Source organism: Streptomyces yongxingensis (genome assembly GCF_055597465.1).
Genome location: NZ_CM145717.1, coordinates 8,907,528 through 8,923,042, shown reverse-complemented (window position 1 = coordinate 8,923,042; position 15,515 = coordinate 8,907,528). Strand labels below are relative to the sequence as shown.

At 69.9% G+C, this 15,515-nt stretch carries 12 protein-coding genes and 1 pseudogene; 3 read left to right on the top strand and 10 right to left on the bottom strand.

Annotated elements, in window-relative coordinates:
* Positions 1 to 38 precede the first annotated feature (38 nt).
* Entirely contained in the window at positions 39 to 1,343 is a 1,305-nt protein-coding gene (locus ACZ6TD_RS38280; RefSeq protein ID WP_471345461.1) for an MFS transporter, read from the top strand.
* Positions 1,340 to 4,156, top strand: a complete 2,817-nt coding sequence (locus ACZ6TD_RS38275; RefSeq protein ID WP_471345459.1) for a family 78 glycoside hydrolase catalytic domain — start codon at positions 1,340 to 1,342, stop codon at positions 4,154 to 4,156. The genes ACZ6TD_RS38280 and ACZ6TD_RS38275 overlap by 4 nt, the downstream gene beginning before the upstream one ends.
* An 89-nt stretch (positions 4,157 to 4,245) precedes the next feature.
* On the opposite strand, the gene ACZ6TD_RS38270 is transcribed toward ACZ6TD_RS38275, so the two are convergent.
* From ACZ6TD_RS38270 to ACZ6TD_RS38240, 7 genes are all read right to left on the bottom strand, one after another.
* Positions 4,246 to 5,013, bottom strand: a complete 768-nt coding sequence (locus tag ACZ6TD_RS38270) for an SDR family NAD(P)-dependent oxidoreductase (RefSeq protein ID WP_471345457.1) — start codon at positions 5,011 to 5,013, stop codon at positions 4,246 to 4,248.
* Positions 5,014 to 5,056: 43 nt separating this feature from the next.
* Positions 5,057 to 6,055, bottom strand: coding sequence for a transketolase family protein (locus ACZ6TD_RS38265; protein ID WP_471345456.1), 999 nt, complete (start codon positions 6,053 to 6,055; stop codon positions 5,057 to 5,059).
* 55 nt (positions 6,056 to 6,110) lie between these two features.
* Positions 6,111 to 6,968: a transketolase gene (locus ACZ6TD_RS38260; RefSeq protein WP_471345454.1), complete on the bottom strand. Its 858-nt coding sequence runs from the start codon at positions 6,966 to 6,968 to the stop codon at positions 6,111 to 6,113.
* 125 nt (positions 6,969 to 7,093) lie between these two features.
* Positions 7,094 to 8,458 (bottom strand): MFS transporter, encoded by a 1,365-nt coding sequence (locus ACZ6TD_RS38255; protein WP_471345452.1) that lies wholly within the window; start codon positions 8,456 to 8,458, stop codon positions 7,094 to 7,096.
* Positions 8,459 to 8,776: 318 nt separating this feature from the next.
* Positions 8,777 to 9,412, bottom strand: coding sequence for a GntR family transcriptional regulator (locus ACZ6TD_RS38250; RefSeq protein WP_471345450.1), 636 nt, complete (start codon positions 9,410 to 9,412; stop codon positions 8,777 to 8,779).
* A gap of 148 nt (positions 9,413 to 9,560) precedes the next feature.
* On the bottom strand, positions 9,561 to 11,162 hold the full coding sequence (locus tag ACZ6TD_RS38245; RefSeq protein WP_471345448.1) for an ABC-F family ATP-binding cassette domain-containing protein: 1,602 nt from the start codon (positions 11,160 to 11,162) through the stop codon (positions 9,561 to 9,563).
* 312 nt (positions 11,163 to 11,474) lie between these two features.
* Entirely contained in the window at positions 11,475 to 12,107 is a 633-nt protein-coding gene (locus tag ACZ6TD_RS38240) for a response regulator (protein WP_471358418.1), read from the bottom strand.
* Between ACZ6TD_RS38240 and ACZ6TD_RS38235 the strand changes: the two are divergent.
* Positions 12,045 to 12,975 (top strand): annotated as a pseudogene (locus ACZ6TD_RS38235) (MMPL family transporter); the annotation flags it as partial. The gene ACZ6TD_RS38240 and the pseudogene ACZ6TD_RS38235 sit on opposite strands and share 63 nt — an antisense overlap.
* A gap of 508 nt (positions 12,976 to 13,483) precedes the next feature.
* On the opposite strand, the gene ACZ6TD_RS38230 reads toward ACZ6TD_RS38235, so the two are convergent.
* The 3 genes from ACZ6TD_RS38230 to ACZ6TD_RS38220 form a co-directional block, all read right to left on the bottom strand.
* Positions 13,484 to 14,428, bottom strand: a complete 945-nt coding sequence (locus ACZ6TD_RS38230; protein WP_471345446.1) for an NADP-dependent oxidoreductase — start codon at positions 14,426 to 14,428, stop codon at positions 13,484 to 13,486.
* A 157-nt stretch (positions 14,429 to 14,585) separates the two neighbouring features.
* Positions 14,586 to 14,717: a hypothetical protein gene (locus ACZ6TD_RS38225; RefSeq protein ID WP_471345445.1), complete on the bottom strand. Its 132-nt coding sequence runs from the start codon at positions 14,715 to 14,717 to the stop codon at positions 14,586 to 14,588.
* A gap of 148 nt (positions 14,718 to 14,865) precedes the next feature.
* The gene (locus ACZ6TD_RS38220) at positions 14,866 to 15,468 is read right to left on the bottom strand and encodes a TetR/AcrR family transcriptional regulator (protein WP_471345443.1); all 603 of its coding nucleotides are present in this window, start codon (positions 15,466 to 15,468) and stop codon (positions 14,866 to 14,868) included.
* Positions 15,469 to 15,515 lie beyond the last annotated feature (47 nt).

Genomic DNA, 15,515 nt, shown 5'->3' with positions numbered 1-15,515 from the left:
CGGCGTCGAGAGTCCGCCGGTGAAGAGCGGAGCACCTCATGGCGGAGTTGAACACGGCCTCACCGCGGCTCGACCGCAGACACTGGATGCTGGCCGTGGCCGCCGGCATGGCATCGTTCCTCGACTCAGGAGCGATCATCTCGGTCGGCCTCGGGCTGGCCCTGTGGAAGGAGAGCTTCGGTCTGGACGTGTGGACCGTCGGCGTCCTGGGATCGACGCTGACGCTGTTCATCGCCGTCGGCGCACTGACCGGAGGACGACTGGCCGACCTCATCGGCCGCGGACGAGTGTTCTCCCTGACGATTCTGCTGTACGCGGCAGCCGCGCTGGCGGTGGCACTCGCTCCCAACTCCGCCGTACTGGTCGCCGGTGTCATCGTGATCGGTGTCGCCGCCGGAGCCGACCTGCCCACCTCGATCGCCGTGCTCTCCGAGCGGGCACCCGAGGGCACTCAGGGAAGGCTCGTGGCCTTCACCCACGTGATGTGGACAGCCGGCGTGGTCTTCACGACCTCCCTCGGCTTCGCCGTGTCCGCACTCGGCACGTTCGGCATCGGACTGATCTTCGCGACCTTGGCCGTGCTCGCCGTCGCGACCTTCGCCTTCCGCGCGTTCTACCCGCCGTTCCGGGAGCTGGAGACCGAAGCCGACGCCCGGCACACCGCCGAGGGAGTCGACCCCTCCCAGGCGCTCCCGGTGCGCGCGCTGTTCCGCGAGCGGACCTTCGCCGCGATGATCGTCCTGACCGCGCTGTTCTACCTGTTCTTCACCCTGGTCGCGAACACCTTCGGTTCGTTCAAGACCTACTTCCTCGTCACCGTCGGGGGCACCTCCCAGACCGTGGCGACGGCGCTCTCCTTCGGCACCACGCTCATCGGTCTGGCAGGCACGATCGTGTTCACCCGCATCGCCGACACCAAGTGGCGCAGCCGGTTCTTCGTCGCCGGGGTCGCGGTGTTCACCGCGTGTCAGCTGCTCATCGCGGTCACAGGGGGTGCCGTCCTGCCCGCGATGGTCGCCGCGCTGGTCCTGTACAACATCGGCTTCCCGTTCGTCGGTGAGGCGCTCTACAAGATCTGGACCCAGGAGTCGTTCCCGGTCAACGCACGGGCCACCGTGCAGGGCGCCACCATGGCCGTCGCACGTTTCATCGCATCAGCGTTCGCGCTGGTCACGCCCGCTCTCATCGACTGGAGCCCGTCGGTCCTCTACTACTTGCTGGCCTTCTTCGCCCTCGTCTCGGGAGCCATCGGCATGCTGGTCATCCGTCGCGTCCGCGTGTCGCGGGGAGCTCCCGCGGCACCCCGCCCCCTGACCACCCCCGCTGCCGGAGACGCCCGATGACCCCCGAGGAACACACGGTGCGTGTCCACGCCGTGCGCGTCGGATGGACCGACGAGACGTTCGTGGCGGACCCTCGCCCGCCACTGTCCTGGAAGACCGCCACCGGCCTGCCGTCGTGGGTCCAGACCGCGGCCGACATCGCCATGACACGAGACGGACGGACGACCACCGCTCGTATCGACGGACCCGATTCCGTCCTCGTCACCTGGCCCTTCGCACCGCTGCGGCCCGGCGAGACGGTCCTCATCCGGGTGCGGGTCCACGGCCACGACGGGTCGGCGTCCCCCTGGAGCGCCGACTCCGAAGTGACCGCGGGTTTCCTCCCCGCCGATACCTGGCACGCGCGGTTCATCGGCTCGGGCGCCGAAGAACCTCACCTGCTGCGGGGCGTGTTCGACGTACGGGGCCAGGTGCGCCGGGCCCTGCTGCACTCCACCGCGTTCGGCGCCTACGACATACACATCAACGGGACGGCCGTCGACGATGCCGAGCTCAAACCCGGCTGGACGAGCTACCAGTGGCGTCTCAACCTCGAGGTCGCGGACGTGACCGCACACCTGCGCCCCGGCCGCAACGCTCTCGGCATCACCCTCACCGGCGGCTGGTACACCGAGCGGTACGGCTTCCGGGACGCCGCCCGGCGCTTCTACGAGGGCGCACCTGCCGCCGCCGCCCAGCTCACGCTCGAATACGAGGACGGAACCGTGGACACCGTCCTCACCGACGAGCGATGGCGCTGGTCGCGGGGGCCGGTGGTGTCCGCGAGCCTCTACCAGGGCGAAACCTACGACGCCCGGATGGACATCCCCCAATGGTCCGCCCCGTCGTTCGAGGACGCGGCCTGGGCCCCGGTCGGCATCGTCGCCGTACCCGACGTCACCCCGACGATGCGCACCCTGCCACCGGTCCGCGTCATCGAGCACCGTCCCGTCGAGCGCGTCCTCACCACACCGAGCGGCAAGACCATCCTGGACTTCGGGCAGAACCTCGTCGGCCGCGTCCGCATCCGCGTCAGAGGGGAACGCGGGCACACCGTCACCCTGCGCCACGCCGAGGTGCTGGAACAGGGCGAACTCGGCACCCGGCCCCTCCGCAACGCCGCCGCGACCGACAGTTACGTGCTCAGCGGCGCGGAAGAGGAGACCTGGGAACCCCGATGGACCTTTCACGGCTTCCGCTATGTGCAGGTGGACAACTGGCCGGGCACCTTCACCCCCGAACACGTGTCAGCCGCGGTCGTCCACACCGACATGCCGAGAACCGGCGGCTTCGCCACCTCACACACGCTCCTGCAGCGCTTCCACGACAACGTCGTATGGGGCATGCGAGGCAACTTCCTCTCCATCCCGACCGACTGCCCGCAACGCGACGAGCGCCTCGGCTGGACCGGAGACATCCAGGTCTTCGCGCCGACCGCCGCGTTCCTGTACGACTGTGACGCCTTCCTCCGGTCCTGGCTGGAGGATGCCGTGCTCGAGCAGCGAGCCGCGGACGGGGTGATACCGGTGGTCGTGCCGGCCGTGATTCCGCAGGTACCAGGGCTCTTCCAACCGGTCGCGGCCTGGGGAGACGCCATCACGGTCGTACCGGCCGTCCTCTGGGAGCGCTTCGCCGACCGGGACATCCTGGAGCGCTGCTTCGAGGCGATGGCGGCTTGGGTCGACGTCGTACGGTCCCGGACAGGCGGCACCCTGCTGTGGGAGGAAGGGCTGCAGTTCGGTGACTGGCTCGACCCGGACGCGCCACCGGAGCGCCCCGGCGACGCCAAAACCGACGCGGGCATCGTGGCCACCGCCTACTTCTTCCGCTCGGCGGACCTGACCGCCAGGGCGGCCGCCCTGCTCGGCCGGGACGCCGATGCGCGTCGTTACGAGGACTTGGCCGCACACATCGCCCACGCCTTCCGCAGCGCGTACATCACACCGCGCGGCCGCATGATGTCCGACGCGCCGACCGCCTACGCCCTCGCGATCGTCTTCGGCCTGGCACACGATGAGCAGCGGCAGGCGCTGGGCGATCGCCTCCGGGACCTCGTCCGCTCCGCCGGCTATCGCATCACCACCGGCTTCGTCGGCACCCCGATCATCTGCGAGGCACTCACCGCGACAGGCCACGCCGCCGCGGCCTCACGGCTGCTCACCCAGACCGAATGCCCTTCCTGGCTGTACCCGGTGACGATGGGCGCGACCACCGTGTGGGAGCGCTGGGACTCGATGCTCGAGGACGGGACGGTCAACCCGGGGCAGATGACCTCGTTCAACCACTACGCGCTGGGCGCCGTGGCCGACTGGCTCCACCGACGGGTCGCCGGGCTTTCCCCACGGGAACCGGCCTACCGCGTCATCCGGGTCGCCCCCGTCCTGCTGGGCGACCTCGATGACGCCTCGGCATGGCACGAGACGCCGTACGGACGAGCGTGTGCCGGATGGCGCCGCGAAGGCCACACGGTGCGCTTCCACGCGGAAATACCACCGAACACCCGCGGTGTCGTCGAGCTTCCCTCCGGTGCCCGATACGAGGTGGGGAGCGGCGCCCACACGTGGACCGAAGACCATCCGCGGGCCGCTGCCCCACGGACCAGACTGACCCTCAGCAGCGGCCTTGCCACGATCATCGACGATCAGCGGGCCTACGATGCCGTGCTCCAAGCGATCCGCGGCATCGACGCGGCGCGTGCCGACACCTTCCGCCGGACCACACGGTGGCGGGCCGGGCGAGCACTCCGCGAACCCCTGGACAAGGCCCCGTTGGAGGTCTTGGCGGCGGTCGAAGCGGCTCTCGCCGGCCTGACGACCGACGAGGCCCATCCCTGACCCCCACCGGTGGCGCACGGGCGTATCGGAAGCCGCCGGCGCCAGAGGCTGAGTGTGGGCCGCAGGAGCGGACCGTCCGGACGAGAGACTCAGTGCATGTGTGAGCCGCCGTTGACGTCATACGTCGCACCGGTGAGATAGCCGGACTCGGGCCGAGCGAGGAAGGCGATGACATCGGAGACGTCGTCGACTCCGCCGATGCGGCGCGCCGGGATATCGGCGATCATGGCCGCCTTCCGGGCGCTGTCGAGTTTCCCCTCGGTGATCTCGGTGTCGATCAGGCCAGGTGCGACGGAGTTGACGGTGACGCCGGACGGGCCGAGTTCGCGGGCCAGGGACCGGGAGAAGCCCAGGAGCGCGGCCTTGGCCGCCGAGTAGGCCACGCCACCGAAGACTCCGCCCCCGCGCTCTGCCGACACCGAGGAGAGGAAGACGATGCGGCCGAAGCCCCGTTCCACCATGCCCGGCGCCACGCGGTGGGTGACCAGGAAGCTGCCACGGACGTTGACCTCGAAGATCCTGTCCCACTCCTCGGGTGTCGCGTCGAGGAACGGGGTGGGTGAGGTGATTCCGGCGTTGTTGATGAGGGCGCCGATCGGCGGCAGCGCCGCCTCGACCTGGGTCGTCGCGGCGTCCACGGCGTCGATGTCCGTGACATCCGCGGCGATGCCCAGGGCCTCGACCCGGTGTTGCGCGGCCACTTCTCGCGCGGTGTCCTCGGCTGCCTCCTTGTCCACGTCGAGGACGGCGATGTGATAGCCCGCGGTGGCCAGGGCGTGCGCGGTGGCGCGGCCGATACCGCGGCGGGATCCCGCTCCCGTGACGACGGCGGTGCGGGGGGTGTGCTGGGCTTCCATGGGTGACTCCTTGTGTGTGTGCCTGCACGCTGGGATGCCGACGTCAGAGTTCTTCGCGGACACGTGCGGTGATCGCGGCCACCGACAGGCCGTAGCGGTCGTGCAGGGTGGGCAGAGCACCGGCGTCGAGGAAGGCGTCCGGCAGGCCGATGGGGACGATGTGTGCCGCGGTTCCGGCGAAGGCGAGGCAGGAGGCGACCGACTCGGCGAGCCCTCCGATGACGCTGTGGTTCTCGAGGGTCACCACGAGGCGTCCGTCGGCGGCTTCGCGCCGGACGGTTTCCTGGTCGAAGGGCTTGATGGTGGGCACATGGAGGACTGCCGCGTCGATGCGGTCCCGCCGCAGTTCGTGTGCCGCGGTGAGGGCGCGCGTGGTCATGAACCCGGTGGAGATGAAGAGCACGTCGCGCCCGCCGCGCAGTTCGGCGGCGCGGCCGAGTTCGAAGCGGTAGTCGTACTCGTCGAGCACGGTGGGTACGGCCCCGCGCAACAGCCGCATATACGTGGGGCCGGGGGCAGCGGCCAGGGCGGGGACAGCCTGTTCGATCTCGACCGAGTCGGCCGGGTCGACAATGGTCAGTCCGGGCATGCCGCGGAGGATGGCCAGGTCTTCGGTTGCCTGGTGGCTGGGGCCGTAACCGGTGGTCAGCCCGGGGAGGGCGCCGACCACGTTGACGTTGAGGCGCGGTTCGGCGATGTCCAGGCACAGGAAGTCGTAGGCGCGCCGGGTGGCGAAGACGGAGTAGGTCGAGGCGAACGGGACCAGACCTACCTCCGCCAGTCCGGCGGCCGCCCCCAGCATGGCCTGTTCGGCCATGCCCATTTGGAAGAACCGCTGGGGGTGGGCGTCGCGGAAGACGTGCATGTCGGTGTATTTGGCCAGGTCCGCCGAGAGCCCCACGACGTCGGGGCGCTCTTGGGCGAGCCGGGACAGGGCGTGGCCGAAGGGGGCTCTGGTGGTGCGCTGCCCCTCCTCGGCGATGGAGGCGATCATGGCGGAGGTGGTGAGCTTGCGCGGTGGAGCCGCGGCAGAGGGGTTCATCCGGCGTCTTCCTTCTTCCAAGGTGCGTCAGGTCGCGTCTGTCGGGATGGCTTCGTCACGCGCCCCGCGCGTCGAAGCCTCCGGTGTGCTGCTGGGTCAGCTGGTCGCGTGCGATCTGCCATTCGTGCGCCTCGACCCGCATGAAGTGCGCCTTCTCCCGGGTCTCCAGCAGCGGCACCCCTCGTCCGATCCGGGTGTCGCAGATCAGCACGGCCGGTGTCCCGTGGTGGCGACGCAAGGAGTCGAAGGCCGCGACGAGCGCTTCGATGTCGTTGCCGTCCACCCGGACCGCGTGCCAGCCGAACGCTTCCCACTTGGCGGTGACGGGTTCGGTGCGCAGCACGCCTTTCGTGGGGCCGTCCGCCTGGAGGGCGTTGACGTCGACGATGGCGGTGACGTTGTCCAGGCCGTGGTGGGCACAGGCGAGGGCGGCCTCCCAGGTGGAGCCTTCGTCGAGCTCCCCGTCGGAGAGCAGGTTGTACACGTGTGCGTCACTCCCCTGGTGCCGGAGGCCGAGCGCCATTCCGGTGGCGACTCCCAGCCCGTGGCCGAGGGAGCCGCCGGAGATCTCCATGCCGGGGGTGTAGGAGGCCATGCCCGACATCGGGAGGCGTGAGTCGTCGCTCCCGTAGGTGGCGAGTTCGGCGACGTCCAGCACACCGGCCTCGGCGAGGGCCGCGTACAGAGCGATGGCGTAGTGGCCGATCGAGAGCAGAAACCTGTCGCGCCGCGGCCATGCCGGCTCGGCGGGGCGGTGGTTGAGGACGTCCTTGTAGACGACGGCGAGCAGGTCCGCGACGCCGAGGGCCTGGCCGATGTAGCCCTGCCCCTGCACCTCCCCCATGTCCAGTGCGTACCGGCGAATGCGGTAGGCGGATTCCTTCAGCGCGTTGACACGCTCGGCGCGGGACATCGGGCTCCCTGCCCTGACGGGTGTCGAAGCGGGTGGGGTCGGTGGCACGTTCTTCCTCATTTCCGGGATCGGAGGGTGATGGGCTTCCGCGAGCACGGGCAACCGGTCGAGACGGCTCGCTGGGCTTATCGCACGGCCTTGGAAACGGTCGGTCCCGCGGGGAGAGACGAGGGGCTCACAGCACGGTCTGCGGCGTCCCTCTCCGCCGAGCCCCAGGTCTCGCGGGTGGTCAGCGTCGCGACCAGGCCCAACAGCCCGTAGGTGCTGAACAGAGCGGCGGGCCCGGCCCATCCGGTGGCGGAATAGAGCGCTGTGGCGATCATGGGGGTGAAGCCCGAGACGACCGCCGAGAGCTGATAGGCCATGGACGTTCCGGCCGTGCGGGTCTTGGTGGCGAAGAGTTCGGAGAACCAGGCGCCCTGGACACCGGCAAGGGCGTTCTGGCAGACGGTGTAGCTGATGACGAAGGCGATCAGGACCAGCGCGGCGGTCTCGGTGTTGACGAGCAGGAACATCGGGACGCCCCACAGCAGCATCACCGTGCAACCCATCAGGTACACCGGCCGGCGCCCTATCCGGTCGGACAGGCTGCCCCACAGCGTGGTGGCGGCGATGCCGAGGGCGGCGGCGGTCACCAGGGCGGTGAGGCTGACCGCGCTGGAGATGTCGGGGGCGTCGCCGTCGTCCAGGTAGGACAGGACGAAGGTCACGGAGACGGCGTAGCCCGCGGTCTCCGCGCTCCGCAGGCAGAAGGCTCGCAGCACATTGCGCCAGTCCTCGCGGAAGACCTCCAGCAGCGGGTTCTTGGCGACGTCGCCGGACTGCTGCAGCGCCTGGAACTCGGGGGACTCATCGATCTTGAGACGGATCAGGATGCCCACCACGATCAGGACGGCGCTGAGCAGGAACGGCACACGCCACGCCCAGGTGTCGTTCAGAGTGTGATCGCTGAAGAGGAACGCGAGGTTGGCGAGCAGCAGGCCGACCGGGAAGCCGGCCTGGGTGATGCCCGTGTACAGGCCGCGTCGTCGCCAGGGGGCGTGCTCGAACGTCATCAGGATCGCTCCGCCCCATTCGGCCCCGAAGGCGAGTCCCTGGATCACGCGGACGATCACCAGCAGGATCGGTGCCCAGACCCCGACCATCTGGTAGGTGGGCAGACATCCGATCAGGACGGTCGCGATGCCCATGAGGAGCAGTGAACCGACCAGGACGGGCTTGCGGCCCATACGGTCCCCGAGGTGGCCGGCGATGACGCCGCCCAGCGGACGGGCGGCGAACCCGATCCCCAGCGTCGCGAACGACAGGAGCGTCGCGGACATGGGGTCCGAGTCGGGGAAGAAGACATCGCCGAAGTACAGGGCGGCGGCCGTTCCGAAGCCGATGAAGTCGTAGGTCTCGATGGTCGCGCCGATCCCGCATCCCACCGCGACTCTCAGGCGCTCGGGCGACCCCTGAGCCGCCTGGCCCGGCGGTATGAAGCCAGCCATACCGATCCTCCTTGATCGTGGACGAGGTGGCTGTCCCGAAGCTCCTCGTGTCGGCTGTTGTCTGTTAACAGTCGAGAGTGATGTTGTGCCGCGGAGGAAGCGGTGTCAACCCTTCCGGGGGTGCGGATCTTCCGTCGCCCTCGGAGACCGACCGTCCCGGGACAGGCGGACCGCAGGTCCCGCCCGGGCTGCCGGGCGGGACCTGCGGTCGGGAATGTGCCGGTTCAGGCAGCCGGCGTCAGGCGGTGGTCAACGTCCTGGGTCAGGCAGTCGAGCAACCGCGGCCATGGCGCTTCACGGTGCGCCGCACCGAACCCGTCAGGCGATCTCGGCGTCGCGGGAGACGTCGCGTTCGATTCCAAGCTGCTGCATGGCCGAGGCCATGTGCGTGTGCAGGACCTGCTGGGCCGCCGCCGAGTCCCCGCGCTCGATCGCGTCAACGATCGGCATATGGCCCGTCGCGGACATGGCCACCTCACGGCGTTCACCAGCGGCGCTCATGATCACCACACGGATCGGCCCCTCGAGGTGACGCCATGTCTTGAGCAGCATCGAATTGCCGGAAAGCTCGCACAACAGCAGATGGAAGGCGAGGTCCATTTCCACCGTCACATCGAGGTCCACGCCTCGTTCAAGGGCCTGCCGCAACTGCTCCAGAGCCGCGCGGAGAGCCTTCACGGCCTCTTCCCGCCGCGGTGACGCGATGATCTGCGCGACCGCCAGGCTTTCCAGCGCCTCCCGGACCTGGAACAGCTCACGGACCTCCGTCGGGGTCAGCTGCGAGACGCGCAGCATCCCGCGCGAACCCGCGGTGACCAGACCTTCCTGCTGGAGGTGACGCAGGGCTTCTCGCACCGTCCCCCGGCTCACGGACAGCCGCTCGGCGATCTCCACCTCGCCAAGATGATCACCGGGGCGGTACTGACCAGTGGTGATGGCCGTACGCAGCGCCACCAGGGCACGCTCCCGGAGTGTCATCGTGCGAGTGAGACTGGATAGCGGCTGACCAGCCACGACAGAACCCCCTTCGACTATCCGAACGATCATAGTAGCGCGCATCTGTCACCTGTTGACAGTCGGCAAACGTGTGCGTTGTGCGGTATCAGGCCAGGGAGATCAGGTCGGCGTACTCCTCGCTCCACAGGTCTTCCTCCCCGTCGGGGAGGAAGAGAACCCGGTCGGGGCGGAGTGCCTCCACCGCGCCGCGGTCGTGGGTGACCATGACGACCGCGCCCGGATAGTCGCCCACGGCGGCCAGGACCTCGTCGCGGGAGACCCGGTCCAGATTGTTCGTGGGTTCGTCGAGCAGCAGCACGTTCGCGCCGGAGTGGATGAGGCACGCCAGCGCCAGCCGGGTCTTCTCGCCGCCGGAGAGCACACCGGTGGGCTTGTCGGCGTCGTCGCCTCGGAACAAGAACGCGCCCAGCACCTGTCGCGCCTCGCCGTCGGTCAGCCCCGGGGCCGAGGACGACAGCGTCTGGAACACCGTCGCGGCGGGATCGAGCGTGTCGTGCTCCTGGGCGAAGTACCCCAGACGCAGGCCGTGGCCCGGCACCACCCGTCCCCGATCGGGCCGCTCCTCACCCGCCAGGACGCGCAGCAGCGTGGTCTTGCCCGCACCGTTGAGCCCCAGCACGACCAGACGGCTGCCCCGGTCGACGGCCAGGTCGATCCCGTCGAAGACCGTGTGCTCCCCGTACGACTTGGCCAAGCCGACCGCCGCCAGCGGGATGCGACCGCAGGGTTCCGGGGTGGGCAGCCGCACCCGGGCCACGCGTTCGGCCCTGCGCGCCGGCTCCAGTTCCCGCAGCATGGTGTCCGCGCGCCGGACCATGTTCCGGGCGGCCACCGCGGTCGCCACGTGCGATCGCATCTTCTCCGCCTGCGCGCGCAGCGCCGCCGCCTTGCGTTCGGCGTTGGCGCGCTCCCTGGCCCTCCTGCGCTCGGCGGCCTCGCGGTCGGCCTGGTAGCGCCGCCAACCGGTGTTGTACACCTCGATCGCGAGCCGTTCGGCGTCGACGTGGAAGACCCGGTTCGCCACGGCCGCGATCAGATCGGTGTCGTGACTGATCATCAGCAGTCCGCCGGGGAACCCCGACAGGAAGGTACGCAGCCAGGCGACGGAGTCGGCGTCGAGGTGGTTGGTCGGTTCGTCGAGCAGCAGCGTGTCCTGCTCGGCGAAGAGAATTCTCGCCAACTCCACCCGCCGGCGCTGCCCGCCGGACAGTTCCCCGAGCCGCTGTGTCAGTACCCGGTCGGGCAGCCCGACGCCCGCGGTCACCTGTGCGGCACCGGCCTCGGCCGCGTATCCCCCGAGGACGTCGAACTCGTCCTGCGCCCTGGTGTAGGCGCGCATGGCCCGGTCCCGCTCGGTGTCGGACCGGGCTTCGGCCATGGCGGTCTCCGCGGCGCGCAGTGCGGCCGTGACGCGGTCCAGGCCGCGGGCGGCCAGGACCCGATCCATGACCGTCTGGTTCTGGTCGGCTCCGCGCGGGTCCTGTGCGAGGTACCCGACCGGTCCGGTCGCCTTGATGGTCCCGGTGGCGGGCCGCAGTTCACCCGCCATCGTGCGCATGAGCGTCGTCTTGCCCGCTCCGTTGCGCCCGACGAGGGCGACCCGGTCGCCGGGTGAGATGTGGAAGTTGACGTCCGACAGCAGCAGACGCGCGCCGACCCGCACATCCACATCACAAACTGTAATCACCGCATACTCTCCGTGGTTTCCTGAAGGCAGACCTGTCCCCGAGGCGGAACGGGTCGCTAGGAAACACGCGGAGTCGACATGCCGGTCACGCTAGCAACCCACTGACGAGACGTGCCAGCCGATTCTTGGTGCGCACGGGGCCGTGCGGCTCAGCCCACAGCGGCACTCTCCCTCGCGGGGGCAGTGCCCCGCCCCGCCGCACCCGAACGGCGATGCGCAGTTGGGCGCGGCGGGGCTGTGGGGCTGCGCGGACAGCGGATACGGCGTCGACGTCCACCACATGCCGCTCGTGAGGCCGACTCGTTCACCGGTTCAACCGGTCTTGGGTCGAGCGAGTCCGAGGTCGTAGGCGAAGATCACGGCCTGGATGCGGTCGCGGGCGCCGATCTTGGCCAGGATGCGTCGGACGTGGGTCTTGACGGTGGACTCGGCCAGGACGAAGTGGGCGGCGATCTCGCCGTTGGTCCAGCCCTTGCCGATGGCGACGAGAATCTCGCGCTCACGGCCGGTGAGAGCTTTCAGTCTCGCCTCCTGAGCCGGGCGATCGACAGGTCGCGGGAGGTGCTGGGCGTATTCGTCCAGGAGGCGGCGGGTGAGTGCGGGAGCGATCACGGCGTCGCCGGCGGCGACGGCCCGGATACCGGCGAGGAGTTCTTCGGGGCGCACATCCTTCAGGAGGAACCCACTGGCGCCCGCCCGGAGGGCAGCGTGGACGTATTCGTCGAGATCGAAGGTGGTCAGCACGAGAATGCGGGAGCGGTCGCCGGCCGCGACGATGCGGCGAGTGGCCTCGATGCCGTCCATGCCGGGCATGCGGACGTCCATGAGAACGACGTCGGGGCGTAGCTCTGCCGCCAGGCGGACGGCTTCGGCGCCGTGCGCGGCCTGGGCCCCGGGTTCAACGGCCCGCTCCAACTCGTCGCGGAGACGCCCACCGCTTCCGATCAGCAGACCCTGCGGAACCTGACCACGCGGGTATCCCGCACCGAGGGCGTCCCCGCCGCAACCGTCCTGCCGGCCAAGCCCGACGCCAAGATCGGCGTCGTCCAGGTCGTCCCGAAGACGTCGCCGCAGTCCAAGGAGACCGCGGATCTCATCACCCACCTCCGGAACGACGTGATCCCGCCGGCCGAGCAGGACAGCACGCTCAAGGTCTACGTGGGCGGCCAGACGGCGGTCTTCGACGACTTCGCCGATGTGCTGACGGGCAAGCTCCCGCTGTTCCTCACCGTCATCGTCACGCTCGGCCGCGTGTTGCTGCTCGTCGCGTTCCGCAGCTTGCTCATGCCACTCACAGCCGCCGTCATGGTTCGGCGTGATCGTCGCGTTCTTCCAGTACGGCTGGGGCTCGGAGCCCTTCGGGCTCGGCGCGGCCGGCCCCGTCGAGGCGTTCCTGCCGGTCATCACGCTGTCGGTCCTGTTCGGCCTGTCGATGGACTACCAGGTGTTCCTCGTCAGCCGCATGCACGAGGAATGGGTCCACACCCGCGACAACCGGCGGGCCATCGCAGTCGGCCAGGCCGAGACGGGACGCGTCATCACCGCAGCGGCCACCATCATGTTCGCCGTGTTCATCGCCTTCAGCTTCGGAGGCGAGCGGATCGTCGCCGAGTTCGGCATCGGCCTCGCCGCCGCCGTGGCCATCGACGCGTTCGTCCTGCGGACGGTCCTGGTCCCGGCCGTGATGTACCTCTTCGGCAAGGCCAACTGGTGGCTTCCCCGCTGGCTCGACAAGCGCCTTCCGCACCTGTCAGTCGAAGGCCCCACGGAAACGGCCGGGGAGAGCCGGCAGCCCGAGCCGATCGCCCGATGATCTCAGCCCTCTGATATCGCGGGAACCCGCTGCCTGCACGGACCGGCGTACCGAACCGCCCTGGCGACGCGCGCCTGACCGGCACCTCACCGGCAGGCACCGTCGCCTGTTGACCGACATACCGCGTATGTACACGGTGTGGGACTACCACGGAAACGCTCTGGAACCGCGGGTGTTCGACCACAGCGAAGGCCCAGGCGCCCGGTGGGCCAGAGCGCTGAAGACGGGCACCGAGGTGATGTTCAAGGCCCCCCAACGTAAGAGAGGGCTCCTACGCCGTGGCCACCGTCCTTGTCCTGGCCGTGCCGGTGCTTCTGGCTGTCATCGGCGGTCTGCACTGGTACGTGTGGCGCCGCCTCGTCCGGGACACGACCACACCCGGCACGACGTGGCGCCGACTGGGCACAGCCGTGTTCGTCGCAGGGCCCGTGCTCATGCTGACAGCGTTCGTCGGCTCACACATCGGCCTGCCGTTCCGGATGGTCCCAGCAACTGAGCCGCTGGGCTTCTACGCCGGCATGGTGTCCGAGGAAGCCGGGCCGGTGACGCGGAGCACGAGCTTGGTTCCGCCGGTGAGGCCCCTTGAGGACCGGTCGAAGGCACCGGGGCCCTCCTCAAGGGGGAGTACCTCCGTGGGCAGATCGAGTACGCCGTCGCGGAGCTGGCCGGCGAGGACAGCGAGAGTCTCCGCGTCCGGACGGACGTAGAGATCGGTCGAAGTGAGTTCAGCGCTCGCGGCCGGGGCGTCCGAGGTGATGGAGCACAGCCGGCCACCCGGACGGACGAGTTCCCCGGCGGTGGCGGCCGTTCCGGGGGCTGCGGCGAGCGCCGCGTCGAAGGTGCGACCGACCTCGCGCGGCCAGGCGGGGCGGCGGTAGTCGATGACATCTGCCGCGCCCAGGCGGCGCAGCCGGTCGAAGGAGCGGGGGGACGCCGTCGCCGTCACACGGACTCCGGCCGCGACCGCGAGTTGCAGGACGAGGGCTCCGGTCACTCCCGCTCCGTTCGTCACCAGCAGGCGCATGCCGCTGGACAGGTCCAGCCAGTCCAAAGCCTGCCAGGCGGTCAGGCCGTTGACGGGGAGGGCCGCCGCCCGCGCCGGGCCCAGACCTTCCGGCACAGGTGCCGCGTCCGCGGCGCGCAGCAGCACCCGCTCGGCCCACAAGCCGCTGTGACCGGGCAGCGGAGCACTGTGGGCCAGCACCAGGTCACCCACGGCAGGGGCCGTGACATCCGGCCCCACGGCGACGACACGACCTGCGCCCTCCACCCCGAGGGCCGCCGGAAGGCGCAGGCCCACGTCCCATCCACCGGAGGCGAGCAGCCGGTCCCAGGGGCCGACCCCGGCGGCCAGGACGTCGAGCAGGATCTCGCCCGGCCCGGGTGACTGGGGCCTGGGCAGCCGTAGCGACTGGACCGGACCGGACATCTCGGCGACCCCACAGGCCCGCATCCGTGCATCACCTGGCTCCGACTGCGGCATGACGCCTCCGGGGAGAATGGACTCCCCCCGAGTGTGCACTGCCGTACTGACGCGGCGTCGGTCGCCACGCGCATCAGCGGTGAAGCGTCTCACGGGTGAGGACCGACGCTCAGGGGGCGGCGAGTGGTCACCGCTCTCGCCTCCCTGGTGCTCCGAGTACGTCGCGGTCGCGCAGGTCGCTCGGGTCCGGGAGCGGGACCACGGGCAGTTCGGCGTCCAGGCCGGCCTCGACCGCGCCCTCGCGGGGTTCCCGCAGCACTCGGGAAATTTCCGGCGGATAAGGGCTGACCAGCAGGAACGCGCCAGGTGGCCGTAATCCGGGTGGCGAAGTCGGCGGGGGCTGCTCGATCACCTCTGGGTAGGTCTCTCGTTTGGCGTGCTCGGCCAGTGCCCGGTCCGGCGTGCGGTCAGCGCTGGTCCAAGGCCCGCTCGATCGCGCGGCGGGCCCGGCCCGCGGCCGCCCGGTCGTGCTGGAGCTGCATGGCCGCGTTCAGTGCCAGCCCGGCGGCGACGATCTCGAACAGCGCCTGGTCGATGTCGAACCCGGCGGGTAGCTCGCCGTTCTCCACCGCCGCGGTCAGGTCCGCCCGCAGCTGTTCCCGCCAGCGCGACCACACCTCGGCCACCGCGTCGCGGACCCGGCCGGGGCGGCTGTCGTACTCGGTGAGCGCCGCGGTCATCAGGCAGCCGCCGGGCAGCAGTGGCGCTTCCAGGTAGCCCACGGAGTTGGCGCACACCGCGCGCAGCCGTCGCAGACCCGGCGGCTCGGCCAGCGCGGGCTCGACCACCCGGTGCCAGAAGTCCACGAACGCCTTGTCCAGCGTGGAGATCTGCAGCGTCTCCTTGGTGCCGAAGTGCTTGTGCACCCCGGACTTGCTCATCTCGAGCTCCTCGGCGAGCCGGCCGATGGTGATGCCGTCCAGCCCTTCCTCGGAGGCGATCTCGGCGGCACGGCCGAGGATCCGGCCCCTGGTGGCCTGCGCTTCGGCCGCTGAGCGTCGTGGTGACATGTGACGAGGATAGCGTACGTGCGTTCGCTATTGATTTAGCGAACGAC